Origin of the sequence: Aequorivita xiaoshiensis (genome assembly GCF_022008395.1) — a bacterium.
Classification (GTDB): domain Bacteria; phylum Bacteroidota; class Bacteroidia; order Flavobacteriales; family Flavobacteriaceae; genus Aequorivita; species Aequorivita xiaoshiensis.
This window is the reverse complement of sequence record NZ_JAIRBB010000002.1, coordinates 391,460-406,197: the sequence shown is the minus strand read 5'-3', so window position 1 is coordinate 406,197 and position 14,738 is coordinate 391,460. Positions and strand designations below refer to the sequence as shown.

Sequence of the window (14,738 nt, the reverse complement as noted above, 5' to 3'; positions counted from 1 at the left end):
ACTAAGCGGCCTCTGTGAGAAACAATAAGCCGACAATCCTAATAGAGAATCGAAAAATGAAATTATATTACCCAAAAGCTCATTATGATAAATCTTCAAGAGGACAGTTATTCCCCTTATTAAAACCATTTATTAAAGGAGATGATTTTACCGATGCACAGCGAATACAAGTCTATGGGGTTTCAGAAAAAGATTTTGAGTTCACTGATAAAATGGAAGAGGCGGATTTGGTTATTCTGACTATGGCGTGGAATTATTATGTAAACACGAACAATACTAATCTTGCAGTCTCACAGGTGAAAAAAGCTGAAAGCTTTGGAAAAAAAATTATAATCTGGAATCTGTCAGATTTTGGCATAAGAATACCCTATTATAAAAATTCAATTATACTGCGTAGGAGTGGATATAAATCAAAGTTTAAGAATAATGAATATTCACTTTCAAGTTTTATTGATGACCCTCTACAAAAGTACTTCAATACTTCAAAAGTACCTCTTAATTCTTATAACCCAATACCTATTATAGGTTTTTGTGGTCAGGCAAATCACTCACTTGTGAACGCTAAAAAGGAGATATTTAATACAGTTTTGCGGAACTTAAAATTCTACACGGGATTGACGCTTTTTGAGCCTCAACAAATTCTTTCCACCTCATTTTTAAGAGCGTCGGTTTTAAACACTTTTCAAGAATCTAATAATATTGTTTCAAATTTTATTTTTAGAGAAAAATACCGAGCAGGCGTAACAAAAAATAAAGACACTCATTTAACTACGATAGAATTTTACAATAATTTAAAAAACTCCGATTATATAGTTTGCGTAAGAGGAGCTGGTAATTTTTCCGTGCGATTTTATGAAGCTTTAGCCATGGGGCGAATACCTGTATTTATAAATACTGACTGTTCTCTTCCTTTTAATGATAGTATAGATTGGAAGAAGCATCTAGTATGGGTAGAGTATAAAGATCGTCACTTGGTAGTGCAAAAAGTATTGGATTTTCATAATAATCTATCTGCATTGGACTTCGTAAATTTACAATATTCAAATAGGAAACTTTGGGAAGAGAAGCTGACCTTAGGAGGTTTTTTTAGAGAGTTTCTAAATTTTTTAAATGCACAATAATCTTATAATGGAATTGATAATACTCTTAGGGCAACGTGTTAGAAGTGGTACAAATTTTATTGGTACAACCCTTAAACAGCATCCAGATGTAGTTTGTGTGCCACTAAATACTTCTTTAGGCGAGATGAATTTATTCAAAGACTCCTCAATAAAAACACAAATTTTTGATAAGGTATCTAAGAGTTTTGGAGTATGTCTGGCGGATGAGGATTTTCCAGATTTTATGCAATATTATGGTGAGTTATGGATAAGTTTTTTAGTCAAAAAATATAACTTACCTCGTGATAAGGTTGTATTTATAAAATCTCCTTATATAGAGAATGTTGAATTGTGGAAATTAGCTTTTCCGAATAGTCAAATTGCTATTCTGAGTAGAGATGGTCGTGATAATGTTATTTCATCAATTAAAGCTTCAAATGATAGGCGTACATGGCACACAAATTTCATTAGGTTTAAAAAGATTTTCAACTATTATTCTGGTAGATCTTTTTACGCTCATTCTGTAGATTGGAAAAAAACTGCCAATATATACCACAAGATTTCTGAAACTTCTAAATTGAAAAAAATTAGGTATGAGGATCTAAATAATTCAACAAAAGGAATTGAAGAATTGCTCAATTTCTATAAGTTAAGAACAGACCCTGAAATTGTAAAGAAATGTGTAAGTGCGCCTGTAGTGGGTAGTTCTTTTGGGATTAGTGATAAAGGAATGGTAAAACCGAATTGGGAACCTATAGAAAATAAAAAAAATTTCAAATTTACTGGTAAATGGTATAAATGGAACATATTTCAGAAAGCATTGTTTAAAAAAATAGCGAGTAAAGAGTTGATGCAATTGAATTATTCAAAGGATAATAACTGGTAATGTCTGTATTCTATAATTTAAAATACCTGCATCCAACGCATTATTTTCAACTTTGTAAAAAGGATGGTAGCTCTGTTTTCCCTATTCCCGATAAACTGCCTAATGAAGTTCTCAAAACGTTAGCCCCTGATTCTGGCTATAAGAGTGAGCAAGCCAGAGCTTACGATCTTAGTTGGCAAGCCATAAATAAAGGATATATTGGAGATACCGAAACTTACACGTCGTTTAAAAAGTTGCCTTTAGAAGATGAATACCGATTTATTCGCAAATATTTTCATCCCGCTTGGGCTTTTTATGTGCTGCTGATGCGGTTGTTTTCTTTAAATAATCCGATAAATGAAATTTCAGCTTTTAAAAAGTCTAATAATACAGTAAGAAGTAATTATTTAAAGCAACCTATAGTTTATAATGATTGGATTTCCTTTGATTCTGAATTAGTATCTAAAAAACCTTTAGTGAGTGTGGTAATTCCCACTTTAAACCGCTATGAATTTTTAAAGGACGTTCTTAAGGGCTTTGAACAACAGACTTATAAGCATTTTGAAATATTAATTATAGATCAGTCAATACCGTTTCAAAAGGATTTTTGCAAAGACTTTAACTTAAAAATACGTCATATACAACAATCTGAACCCGCCCTATGGTTGGCTAGAAATTCAGCAATTAAGAAAAGCAATGGGACAATTATCGCCCTTTCAGAAGATGATGTTAGGATAGAGCCTGATTGGCTTGAAAATCACTTGCGATGTTTGGATTTCTTTAAAGCTGATATATCTGCGGGAGTTTTTTACCCAGAAGGAAGTTCTGTTCCCAAAGAACGTTCATTTTTTTCTGTAGCCTCACAATTTGCTACGGGGAATGCAGTACTATATAAATCTGTTTTTAAAAAAATTGGATTGTTTGATCGGCAATTCGAAAAGCAACGTATGGGCGATGGTGAATTTGGATTAAGAGCTTATCTAAACGGCTTTAAAAGTATTTCTAATCCATATGCTTCTTGTGTTGATGTAAAAGCTGCTACTGGAGGATTAAGACAAATGGGTAGTTGGGATGCTTTTCGACCTAAAAAAATATTTGCTCCACGTCCTATCCCCAGTGTATTATATTTTTTCAGAAAATACTTTGGTCGCAAACGTGCTGTGTTGGCACTTTTTAAAAGTGTACCGCTATCAATTATTCCATACCGATTTAAGAAAAACAAAAAGATGCTCATTTTAGGTGCCTTAATTTCTGTAATCCTATTGCCATTTATAGTAATTCAAGTAACGATATCATGGCGATTGGCAGCGAAGAAACTTAAACAGGGGGAGATGATTGAAGTTTTAGAGTTGAGATGTTAGACTTGAGGCTTGAGAATCTAGACTCTAGATGTAGTATGGTCTTAAGTCCTTAATATAGAATTTGAATATTGCAAATGTATTTGACAATGCTACTTTTATAGTTTTGTGCTTGAAATTTGATTAAGAAAAACTATTTTTAAAATTAATGACAAAAACCCTCATATTAACTTCCGAATTTCCGCCTCAACCTGGGGGGATTGGTAATCACGCTTTAAATTTAGCTAAGGGATTACAAGGAAATGGCTATGAGGTAAACTTGCTCTGTGATTATCGCTCTAAAAACACAATATATGAAAATGAATACGATAAAAACCTTCCTTTTAAAGTTACTCGTATTCCAAGAAAAGACTTAGCTTTCCTTAGTTATATAGCTCGTGTGAAAGCAGCAGTTACACTAGCTAAAAATAGTGAATTGATTATATGTTCAGGTAAGTTTTCTCTATGGTTAGGAGCCTTCCTTTCTTTATTTTTTAATAGAAAATTTGTAGCGGTTATTCACGGAAGTGAACTTAAACTTCCTAATATTTTTCTACGAAAACTTACAGAACTATCTTTAAAAAGATTTGAAAAAATAGTAGCAGTAAGTAATTATACAAAGTCCTTAATTGCCCACCTCAAACTAGACAATATTGTGGTTATCCCTAACGGATTTGAACTAAAATTACCTACAATCCTACACTCCAATACCAAACCCGTACCTGTGTTAATTACAGTAGGTAATGTTACCAAACGGAAAGGGCAGCACAATGTTATTAATGCAATGCCTCTACTTTTAAAAAAATACCCCGATTTAAAATACCATATTGTTGGGATTCCGACAGAAAAGCGAAAACTAGAAAAACTAGCGCTGAACTTAAAAGTTGAAGATTCAGTGGTTTTCTTTGGAAAAGTTACTGAGATGGAAAAAATTGAATTATTGCAAGAGGCAGATGTCTTTTTAATGTTAAGCGAAACCACCAAAACAGGCGATGCTGAAGGCTTTGGTATAGCAATCCTTGAGGCTAACGCCCTTGGAGTTCCAGCCATTGGTTCCTTAGGTTGTGGTATAGAAGACGCTATAAATAATGAAATTTCAGGGAAACTAATTAATAATAAGAATATAAATCAGCTAGCTGATGCTCTAGAAGAAATTTTAAATAACTATGACTTATATTCAAAAGGCGCGAAAAGTTGGTCTCAAAACTATACATGGGATAAAGTAATTAAACAATATCTTAAAATTTTGAAAGAATTATAAGGTTTAGGACCATTTTAGAAACTAGAGACTAGAGACTAGAAGCAAGAAATAAGATACAAGAAAGAAGAAACAAAAACTAAGAGCTAAGAAGAAGAACTATTGAAACTCGCTATAATCTCGCATACTGAACATTATAAACATCCAGATGGAACTATTGTGGGATGGGGGCCAACGATTAGTGAAATTAATCATTTAGCTCAGGATTTTGATGAAATTTATCATTTAGCTTTTTTGCATCCCGAAATGCCACCTCCAAGTTCTTTGCCTTATACTTCTCCTAAAATTAAATTTATCCCCATGAAGCCTGTTGGTGGAAAAGGAATAGGAGAGAAGCTTAAAATTATTGCTAATGTTCCATCAGTAATAAATTCTGTAAATAAGGTGTTACAACTAGTTGATGTATTTCAGTTACGTACTCCTACAGGAATAGGTGTGTTTTTGATACCGTATTTATCACTTTTTAGTAATAAAAAGGGTTGGTATAAATATGCTGGAAACTGGAATCAGGAAAATCCACCCATTGGTTATGCATTACAACGGTGGATGTTGAAAAAACAACATAGAAAAGTTACTATCAACGGAAGATGGCCCCAGCAAGAAAGCCACTGTATAACTTTTGAGAACCCTTGTCTGACAGAAAAAGAACGCGTGATTGGATTGCAAATTACCAATGCAAAAGAGTTTAAACCTCCGTTCACATTTTGTTTTGTAGGCAGATTGGAAGATGCAAAGGGGGTGCAACGTATTATTGATGCATTTAGTAGTTTGGAAAATAAAGAGAATGTAAACACGATTCATTTTATTGGAAATGGTGAAAAATTGAATGTGTATAGAAAGCAATGCGAACAGCGACAACTTCCTGCTGTGTTTCACGGATTTTTAGACCGGGCTCAAGTTTTTGAAATTTATAAGAAAGCTCACTTTTTAATGCTTCCAAGTACTGCTTCAGAAGGTTTCCCTAAGGTTATAGCAGAAGCAATGAATTTTGGATGTTTGCCAATTGTATCTTCGGTATCAAGTATTACGCAATATGTTAGTTCATCAAACGGATTTGTAGTTAATCCTTGTTCAGCTGAAGCATTAAGAGAATTAGTCTTGGATATTTTAAAAATAGAAGAAAATGTATTGAAAGTAAAAGCTTCAAAAGCTTATAAAGTTGCTAAAGATTTTACCTTTGAGAACTATCGCCATAGAATTAAAACAGAAATTTTAAAACAGTCAGCCCCCTAAAATACTTTTATCATCAAGATTAGACTATTTGAAAATATTAAACCTTTAAGCGCTATACTCCTTCATGTAGGTATAGGAGTTATTGCATCGATTAATCGAAATGCTATGCTTATATATTTGGTTTTAATTTTTGGGTATTTTACTTACCAAATTATTCAGAAAAAAGATAAAGCGTTTAATGTGTTATTAGCATGTGCTTATTTTACAGGTGCTGAGGTTTATTTAAGAATGACAAAGTCATATGTTTTCTATGAAATAGGGAAATATTCTGTAATATGGTTTTCTCTTTTAGGAATGTTTTTATTAGGCTTTAAAAGAAATTCTTACCCTTACCTTATCTATCTTCTACTTTTAATACCTGGTGTTCTAGTTTCATATGATATTATATCATATGATATGGACTTCAGAAAATCAGTTTTATTTAATCTTAGCGGACCAATTTGTTTAGCTATCGCTTCCGTTTTCATTTTTGGAAGAACTATAAAATTTATTCAGTTGTTGAAAGTGTTAGACTATATGATATATCCGATAATTAGTATGACTACTTATATCATTCTATATTCCCCTGATATACGAGAAGTTATAACTAATACTGCTTCAAATTCTGCTGTATCTGGTGGTTATGGACCTAATCAAGTTGCAACTATTTTAGGTTTAGGAGTATTTATTTTACTTACTCGACTTTTAATCCCTTATAAAAACACATTAGTACAAGGCTTTATGATGTTATTTTTGGTTTTGATGGGGTATAGAGCCTTATTAACTTTTTCCAGAGGTGGGGTTGTAGTAGCTGTAGTTATGTCTATCGCTTTTGTTGCAATTTTATATTTTTCTACAAACTTAAAATATAAGGCAAAAATAAGTTTAAAAATGTTGTTTTTAATAGCCGCTGCCCTAACGGTATGGGCTTTTGCTATTTTTCAAACCGGCGGACTAATTGAAAACCGATATGCGAATGAAGATGCCTTAGGACGGGAGAAATCGGATATAACTACAGGAAGAGCTGATTTATTAGTTACCGAAATTGAAGCTTTTAAAGATAATCCTTTCTTAGGAGTGGGGGTAGGTAGAGTGAAAACTCATTTTAAAGAAGAATTAGGTGTTTCATTGCCTACACATAATGAAATTTCTCGGATGCTATCAGAACATGGTGTTTTAGGGATCTTTGCATTATTAGTATTGATATTTGCACCCTTAGTCACAAAATTAAATGGTAGGAAGAACATTTACTTTTATCCTTTTCTTATTTTTTGGGGGCTTACAATAGCTCACTCCTCCATGCGCATTGCTGCACCAGCATTTATTTACGCTTTATCTTTATTGAATATTGATTATGATTCCAAAAAGAAACCTGCTCTACATAGGAAATAAATTAGCAGTTCATGGTAAGCCCCCAACTGCGATTGATCTATTGGCTGTAAAATTTCAAGAGGAAGGTTATGAGGTTTACGCATCTTCTTCAAAACTAAATAAGGTTTCGAGATTGTTGGATATGATTTCTAACACTATTCGCCATCGAAAAACTATAGATTTAGCATTAATCGACACCTATAGCACTCAAAACTTTTATTATGCTGTAATTATTGGAGCCTTATGTAGGTTTTTTAAAATTCCGTATATCCCGATTTTACACGGAGGAAATTTACCAAATAGACTACAAATCAGTAAAAGATTAAGTAAACAGCTTTTTAATAACGCACTTACCAATGTAGTACCATCGCAGTATTTAGCCCAGCAATTTAAAACTTATGGAATCCATAACCTTACCCACATTCCAAATACTCTTGAAATTGAAAACTATCAATTTCTACAGCGAAATAATGTAACGGCAAAACTTCTTTGGGTACGTTCGTTTTCTGAGATATATAATCCTTTACTGGCATTGGAGGTTGTAGAATTATTGCTTAAACAAGGTGTAGAAGTATCACTGTGTATGGTGGGCCCTGATAAAGACGGTTCTTTGGCACGTTGTAAAAAAGTAGCGGCAGAGCTAAACTTGCCAATAACGTTTACAGGAATGCTAACAAAGAAGGAGTGGATGGCACTTTCCAAAGCGTACAACATTTTTATCAATACAACCAATTTTGATAATATGCCAGTTAGCGTAATGGAAGCTATGGCTCTAGGGCTACCGGTTATTGCTACCAATGTTGGTGGGCTACCTTTTTTAATTGATCACGAAAATGACGGTATTTTAGTTCCCCCCAACAACCCAGCTGCTTTTGTAAATGCTATAAATAAACTAATAGATAATTCATCCTTAGTAAATACTTTAACCAACAATGCTCGCACAAAGGTTGAAGCGCTTGATTGGCAGGTTATTAAACATAAATGGGATGATATTTTAAGACAATGAGTTCCAATGTTTTTTATTAAAAACACTTAAAATAAGTACGAAATGCTATAGTTTTGACAGTTATAATTAAATTTTATTCCCTATAATTGTCAAAAATGATGGAATGCGTAAAATGACATGTTTGCACTCTGTTTGGAAGTTCTTAAAAGGATTCACTTTACCTACAATACCAATCATTAATGTCTAAGAATAATATTCATTTTGTAATATCTGAAAGAAAAATACTACTGCGCATCCTTGATATAGTATTTGTAATATCTGGATTGTATTTAGTAGGTTTTATTTTTGAATTCGATTACTTTAAAGTTTCAAGTGACAATTATATTTGGTCGATGGTATTAGCTGTTTATTTAACAGTCTTTGCAACCATTTTCGAACTCTATAATTTACAAAAGGCAAGTAAATTAGATGTTGTTGTTAAAAATGTTTTATTGACAACTTCGGTTACCGTATTGTTTTATTTGCTTACGCCTTTTTACACTCCAATGCTTCCAAATAATCGCTTGCAAATAGTGTACTTCTTTTTGGCGATTAATATAGCATTACTTCTTTGGAGATATGCGTATATAGCACTAATAACCTCTCCTAGATTTAATAAAAATGTAATCCTAATTGCACATGCCAAGGATGTTGATGCGATTGTTCAATCGCTTCACAAATCTGATCCAAATTATAGAGTAATAGGATATTACGACTCAGGCGAATCGAATAAAATTAATTTAGATCACTTGCAGATTGATGCCTATAAACTCGAAGATTTAAAACCTTCAGAACTAAACAAGAATTATTCAGAAATAGTTGTAGCTACTCCGTTGTCTTATGGAATTTCAGTTGCACTAAACAATCAACTTATTTCTTTATTAAAAAATAATGTACCGATTAGAGATTATAATCAGGTTTACGAAGAGCTTACTAAAAGAATTCCAGTACAATATGTAGATAGGGATTTTTACAGATATTTTCCATTTAGTCGAAGTAGTCAAAATAAATTGTATCTCTTTTTCAGTAGGATTTTAGAATTGCTGTTTTCAGTTTTAGGATTGCTTTGCTCTCTTGTAATATTGCCTTTTATATTAATAGGAAATCTTCTAGCTAATCGAGGACCGTTATTCTACACTCAAACTAGAGTAGGTAAGAATGGGGAATACTTCAAGATTTATAAATTTAGAAGTATGGTGATTAATGCCGAAAGTGAGGGGGCGCAGTTTGCAAAAACTAAAGATAGTCGTGTTACTCAATTTGGAAGATTTTTACGCCGTACGCGTTTAGATGAAATTCCACAGTTTATAAATGTAATTAAAGGCGACATGGCAATTATAGGTCCCCGACCGGAACGTCCTTTTTTTGTAGAAAAACTTCAAGAGTGTATTCCTTTTTATGAAGTTAGACACGTTGTAAAACCGGGAATTACTGGATGGGCACAAGTTAATGCAAGGTATGGTTCTTCTGATAAAGATGCATTAGAAAAACTTCAATACGACCTTTATTATATTAAACACAAAGGCTTGTTTCTAGATATCGCAACACTTGTAAAAACTTTGAGTACTGTGATTTTCTTTAGAGGTCAGTAGCCGATTGATTATCGAAAAACTTTGAAATCTATTAGCTGAAAAAGCTAAACACATTTCCACCGTATTTTCTAGCTTCAGTAAAGTTATTTTCTTTTGAAAGATCATTCATTTTTGAATGTTCAATAATTAAAATCCCTTCGTCAGTTAAAAGATTCTTTTCGAAAACAGCTTTCACTATATTTTCTAAATCTGAAACCTCAAAGTCGTAAGGTGGGTCTGCAAAAATCACATCGAACTTTCCTGATGCCGATTCTAAATATTTAGAAACATCAGATTTAATAGTATTTATGGGAAACTCGAATTCTTCAGATACTTTATCTATATATTGAATACAACCTTGATGTGAATCTACAGAGGTAATATTAGGCACAGCGCGTGATGCAAACTCAAAACTAATATTACCAGTTCCTGCAAATAAATCTAGCACGGTTAGTTCATCAAAATAATAACGAACTCTAAGAATATTAAAAAGTGCTTCTTTAGCAAAATCCGTTGTAGGACGAACGGGAAGGTTCTTGGGAGCGGTTAATCTTCTTCCTTTATGAGTACCTGAAATTATGCGCATTATAAGGTGTTTTGTAAGATAAAATGACGGTGTGTATTTATCTCTGAATCTAATTTAATTTTTGAAACTTCCGGTTTGGCAAACTCGATGTGTCGAATGTAGGTATAAGCAATTTTATAATTGTCATCCTCTTCATCAATTTCACCTAAAAGGGTTACTGGTATGGTATCAGGATTTAGCTTTAATTGCTCCATACAGAAAAGCGTGTAGTAAATAAAGTCTTCTGGAGTTCTATAATTATAACTGTTGCAAAGTTGAAGCTGACCATCTTTTAAAACAATACAGTCGAAATTGTTTTTTTGAAAATGTAGAAACATTTTTGGAAGGGAATACTTTTCCTTTTCTAAAATTGCCTTTAACATAATTGAAGTAGCGTGGTAGTAATTGAAGCTCCCGTACTTTTCAAAAAAATAATTGTTGATGTTCATAAACGGAACATACACCACCACAATGTCATATTTTTCAATTACATCGTGAGCCATATAATCGTTCGCTAGAATCTTTGAATTAAATTTCAGGTATTCACTAGCTTTTGTTTCATCAAAAATTGGCGCAGGAACTAGACTGTATATAGGCGTGGAGTAAACCACTGTAACTTCTGAAAATGAAGAATTTAAAATGTTATGTTGTGATATAATCAATTCAATATCCATTAACAATTCTTCTGGAGTTGTACTGTAGTCTAACGTTTTTTCGATAAAGAAAACAGTTTCCTCACTATTGGGATTTGTAACCAAAAAAGAAAGCCCGTTCAAAGAAACTTGAACGGACAGTCTATATTGTAAATTGTCTTGTATGTTATCTGTTTGTTCCAGCATCGTAAATTTTCGGCCAGTTTCCAGAAGTATTAACATCTTCTAATGATCCTACTTTAATATCAGGACCATTTACACCATCTACAGATTGTGTTTGTTTTTCCTGAATTAAAAGATCTTTATCTAAGTCGCCTAAAATCACATCTTTAGAAACTTTGGCTTCAAACACAGAGTAAGATGCGTCATTTTTTTCGATAGTTCCAGATTTAAGATCAAATTTTGCGTTTACACCTTCTACAGGCACGTTCATCATAGTTTTGTATCTATCAGAGTTTTTAAAAAGTGAATCTTTAACAGGTTTAAATCCTAAAGTGTCAATCAATGATTTCTCGATGAAATAACCTGACTCAATACCAAAAGCTTTGTTTTTAGCAACATCGGCATAACTGGTGTCACGACGTTGAGTAATTGCAAATTTTGCAGTATCAATAAAACTAACCAAACTGTCCCAATCTCCTGTAAATTTCCCAGTAATTTCTTTGTGTGCAAGCTCGGCAGCCTGAATATCTTTCAAGTTTTTAATTACTTTGGCATAACGCTCTTGTTTAATTTTATTAAATTCTACAGGCCCCATAATAGAGCTCCATAATTTCCAACCAAGGAACACGATTACAATCCAAAGAACAATCTGAATTACTGATTTCATTATTGATAATATTAAATGTTGATTTATTTAAAGGTCTATCGCAAATCTACAATTTTTTTTTGTTCGTAAAAGTATATTGCCAAAAAATCATACCTATCTTTGAAACTCTCAATGATAGTAGTGAACAATGAATGTATCAGAATATTACAATTTTTTAAAGAACGATTTTCCACACAATACAACTCCAAAACAAGATATTGCGCTGCAATTGTTGGCAAAATTCGTGCTAAGTACGAATAAAAATGAAACATTTTTACTTAAAGGATATGCAGGAACAGGGAAAACTACCATAGTAGGAGCGTTAGTAAAAAATCTTTCAAAAGTTAAAAAGCGAGCTGTACTTCTAGCACCAACGGGAAGAGCAGCTAAGGTTATAAGTAATTACTCCAAGAAACAAGCATTTACAATCCATAAAAAAATATACTTCCCTAAAAGTAATAAAGGCTCTGTTTCTTTTACATTACAACCCAACAAGCATCGCGATACGATATTTATAGTAGATGAAGCCTCCATGATTCCCGATATTAATCAGGATTCTAAACTCTTTGAAAACGGTTCTCTTCTAGACGATTTAATGCAATACGTTTATAGTGGAGCTAACTGTAAACTATTGTTAATTGGTGATTCGGCACAATTGCCTCCCGTACATCTCTCTATAAGCCCAGCTTTGGATGCACGTGTGTTAGAGATGCAATACGATAGGGAAGTAATTTCGATAGAACTAAACGAAGTTGTAAGACAACAAAAGGATAGTGGTATTTTAGAAAATGCAACAAAGATTCGAGAACGACTAGACGATGAACTTTACGAAGCATTTAAATTTTCAGGTGAGAGTTTCCCAGATGTAATTCGACCAATAGACGGGCAGGAAATTATGGATGCTATTAATGATAGTTATTCAGCCTTAGGAAATGAAGATACAGTAATAATTGTACGTTCAAATAAACGTGCAAATCTTTATAATCAAAGTATTCGCGAACGAATTTTATTTCAAGATTCCGAATTGTCAGCAGGAGACTACCTAATGGTGGTGAAGAATAATTATTTTTGGGTAGATAATACTAGTGAAGCTGGATTTATAGCTAATGGAGACATTGTTGAAGTTTTAGAAATTTTCGCTTTTAAAGAATTATACGGTTTCCGTTTTGCTGAAGTTAAAGTGCGAATGGTTGATTATCCAAATATGAAACCTATTGAAACAGTGTTATTGTTAGACACGCTTACATCTGAGTCTCCTTCCTTGACCTATGATGAGTCTAATAAACTCTATCAGGAAGTGATGAAGGATTATGCAAATGAAAGCTCTAAATACAAGAAATTTTTAGCTGTAAAGAAAAACAAGTATTTTAACGCCTTACAAGTGAAGTTTAGTTATGCTATTACATGTCATAAATCGCAAGGGGGACAGTGGAAAACGGTTTTTGTAGAACAGCCATATTTGCCTAATGGTGTTGATAAAGAGTATTTGCGATGGCTATACACTGCAGTTACAAGAGCTCAGGATAAATTGTATTTGATAGGCTTTAAGGATGAGTTTTTTGAAGAGGAAACGTTTTAAATTATTAATTCAAGAATTAGAAATTAAGTTTTTAATGTTTGTAATTTGGTGTTCGAGATTTGTTGCTAAGAACTTTAGATATTATTAAAAATGGAAACTTTTGAAATTATATTAAGTGCTTTTCTAGGAGTTGGCCTTGCAGCAGCTGTTGGGTTTCGGGTTTTCTTGCCGTTATTAGTGTTAAGTTTAGCCGGATACTTTAACATAATTACCCTAAATGAGAGTTGGGAATGGGCAGGAAGCCTTACAGCAGTTATAACAATGGGGGTTGCCACCTTATTCGAAATTTTCGGATACTATATTCCTTGGATAGACAATTTATTAGATACAATAGCTTTACCACTTGCAACGTTAGCTGGTACTGCGGTAATGGTTGCTACAGTTACAGATTTGAGCCCGGTTATTACTTGGGCTTTAGCAATTATTGCAGGGGGAGGAACTGCAGCTGCCATAAAAGGAAATACTTCTGCGGTAAGGCTCACTTCAAGTACAACAACAGGCGGAATAGCAAACCCAGTTTTAACTACGGTGGAAACAGGAACTTCTGTTGTTATGGCGGTGGTTTCCATATTCTTACCTATTTTAGCATTTGTGTTAGTGGTATTTTTGTTTTTTATAATCTTCAGATTTTATAAAAAGCTTCGTAAAAAACATCTGCCACGAACATAAACTTCTTATTTTTGATTTCATTTTAAAAAACTTCCAATTTGAAAGTAATAGCGATGATTCCCGCACGATATGGTGCGTCCCGATTTCCTGGTAAATTAATGCAAGATTTAGGCGGAAAACCTGTAATTGTAAGAACTTATGAGGCGACAAAGGCTACAAACCTTTTCGATGAAGTATATGTAGTAACCGATAGTGATATTATATTTCAGGAAATTGAAAGTTATGGTGGAAAAGCCATAATGAGTATTAAAGAACACGACTGTGGTAGTGATAGAATTGCGGAAGCAGTAGAAAATATGGATATCGATATTGTTGTAAATGTTCAAGGTGATGAACCATTTACAAATAGGGAGGTTTTAGAAAAAGTTCTAGCCGTTTTTGATGGGCCGGATGCCGAGAAGATAGACTTAGCTTCAATAATGACTGAAATTCACGATTGGAAAGAAATAAACGATCCTAATACGGTGAAGGTTATTGTAGATAAAGACAATTTTGCACTTTACTTTTCACGTTCTCCTATTCCATATCCTAGAGATAAAAATGTAGCCCTACAATATTATAAACATAAGGGGATTTACGCCTTTAGAAAACAAGCTATACTCGATTTTTACCGATTGCCAATGCGCTCATTGGAAGCCGCAGAAAAAATTGAATGCATCCGATACTTAGAATATGGGAAAAATATAAAAATGGCTGTCTCAAATACGTCAGGAGTTGAAATAGATACTCCAGAAGATTTAGCTAGAGCCAATAAACTGTTACTGG

General features: G+C 33.2%; 13 protein-coding genes and 1 pseudogene. 11 read left to right on the top strand and 3 right to left on the bottom strand.

Annotated elements, in window-relative coordinates; translation table 11 throughout:
* Positions 1-56: 56 nt before the first annotated feature.
* The 8 genes from K8344_RS05055 to K8344_RS05020 all read left to right on the top strand — a co-directional run bounded on the left by K8344_RS05055 (position 57) and on the right by K8344_RS05020 (position 9,720).
* Positions 57-1,121 carry an exostosin domain-containing protein gene (locus K8344_RS05055; RefSeq protein ID WP_237607276.1) on the top strand — a complete coding sequence of 355 codons (1,065 nt, stop codon included), beginning with the start codon at positions 57-59 and terminating at the stop codon, positions 1,119-1,121.
* A complete protein-coding gene (locus K8344_RS05050) occupies positions 1,111-1,986 on the top strand; it encodes a sulfotransferase (RefSeq protein WP_237607274.1) in 876 nt (291 codons plus the stop codon). The genes K8344_RS05055 and K8344_RS05050 overlap by 11 nt, the downstream gene beginning before the upstream one ends.
* Positions 1,986-3,326: a glycosyltransferase family 2 protein gene (locus K8344_RS05045; protein WP_237607272.1), complete on the top strand. Its 1,341-nt coding sequence runs from the start codon at positions 1,986-1,988 to the stop codon at positions 3,324-3,326. Before K8344_RS05050 ends, K8344_RS05045 begins: the two co-directional genes overlap by 1 nt.
* A gap of 145 nt (positions 3,327-3,471) precedes the next feature.
* The gene (locus tag K8344_RS05040; RefSeq protein WP_237607264.1) at positions 3,472-4,563 is read left to right on the top strand and encodes a glycosyltransferase family 4 protein; all 1,092 of its coding nucleotides are present in this window, start codon (positions 3,472-3,474) and stop codon (positions 4,561-4,563) included.
* A 99-nt stretch (positions 4,564-4,662) separates the two neighbouring features.
* Positions 4,663-5,793, top strand: a complete 1,131-nt coding sequence (locus tag K8344_RS05035) for a glycosyltransferase (protein ID WP_237607262.1) — start codon at positions 4,663-4,665, stop codon at positions 5,791-5,793.
* Between the two features lie 105 nt (positions 5,794-5,898).
* Positions 5,899-7,164, top strand: a complete 1,266-nt coding sequence (locus K8344_RS05030; RefSeq protein ID WP_237607260.1) for an O-antigen ligase family protein — start codon at positions 5,899-5,901, stop codon at positions 7,162-7,164.
* A complete protein-coding gene (locus K8344_RS05025) occupies positions 7,127-8,149 on the top strand; it encodes a glycosyltransferase family 4 protein (RefSeq protein ID WP_237607251.1) in 1,023 nt (340 codons plus the stop codon). The genes K8344_RS05030 and K8344_RS05025 overlap by 38 nt, the downstream gene beginning before the upstream one ends.
* Positions 8,150-8,328: 179 nt before the next feature.
* Positions 8,329-9,720, top strand: a complete 1,392-nt coding sequence (locus K8344_RS05020) for a sugar transferase (RefSeq protein WP_237607249.1) — start codon at positions 8,329-8,331, stop codon at positions 9,718-9,720.
* Between the two features lie 31 nt (positions 9,721-9,751).
* Here K8344_RS05020 and K8344_RS05015 read toward each other — a convergent pair whose 3' ends face one another.
* The 3 genes from K8344_RS05015 to K8344_RS05005 are packed head-to-tail and all read right to left on the bottom strand — an operon-like array spanning position 9,752 to position 11,746.
* On the bottom strand, positions 9,752-10,285 hold the full coding sequence (locus K8344_RS05015; RefSeq protein ID WP_237607240.1) for an RsmD family RNA methyltransferase: 534 nt from the start codon (positions 10,283-10,285) through the stop codon (positions 9,752-9,754).
* A complete protein-coding gene (locus K8344_RS05010; RefSeq protein WP_237607238.1) occupies positions 10,285-11,103 on the bottom strand; it encodes a DUF3822 family protein in 819 nt (272 codons plus the stop codon). The genes K8344_RS05015 and K8344_RS05010 overlap by 1 nt, the downstream gene beginning before the upstream one ends.
* Complete coding sequence (locus K8344_RS05005; RefSeq protein ID WP_237607236.1) at positions 11,084-11,746, bottom strand: hypothetical protein; 663 nt, start codon at positions 11,744-11,746, stop codon at positions 11,084-11,086. The genes K8344_RS05010 and K8344_RS05005 overlap by 20 nt, the downstream gene beginning before the upstream one ends.
* 127 nt (positions 11,747-11,873) lie before the next feature.
* Here K8344_RS05005 and K8344_RS05000 point away from each other — a divergent pair, with 127 nt between their 5' ends.
* From K8344_RS05000 to kdsB, 3 genes and pseudogenes are all read left to right on the top strand, one after another.
* Complete coding sequence (locus K8344_RS05000) at positions 11,874-13,304, top strand: ATP-dependent DNA helicase (RefSeq protein WP_237607227.1); 1,431 nt, start codon at positions 11,874-11,876, stop codon at positions 13,302-13,304.
* A 90-nt stretch (positions 13,305-13,394) separates the two neighbouring features.
* Entirely contained in the window at positions 13,395-13,973 is a 579-nt protein-coding gene (locus K8344_RS04995) for a DUF4126 domain-containing protein (protein ID WP_237607225.1), read from the top strand.
* A 53-nt stretch (positions 13,974-14,026) separates the two neighbouring features.
* A pseudogene (kdsB, locus tag K8344_RS04990) lies at positions 14,027-14,734 on the top strand (3-deoxy-manno-octulosonate cytidylyltransferase); the annotation flags it as partial.
* Between the last annotated feature and the right edge of the window lie 4 nt (positions 14,735-14,738).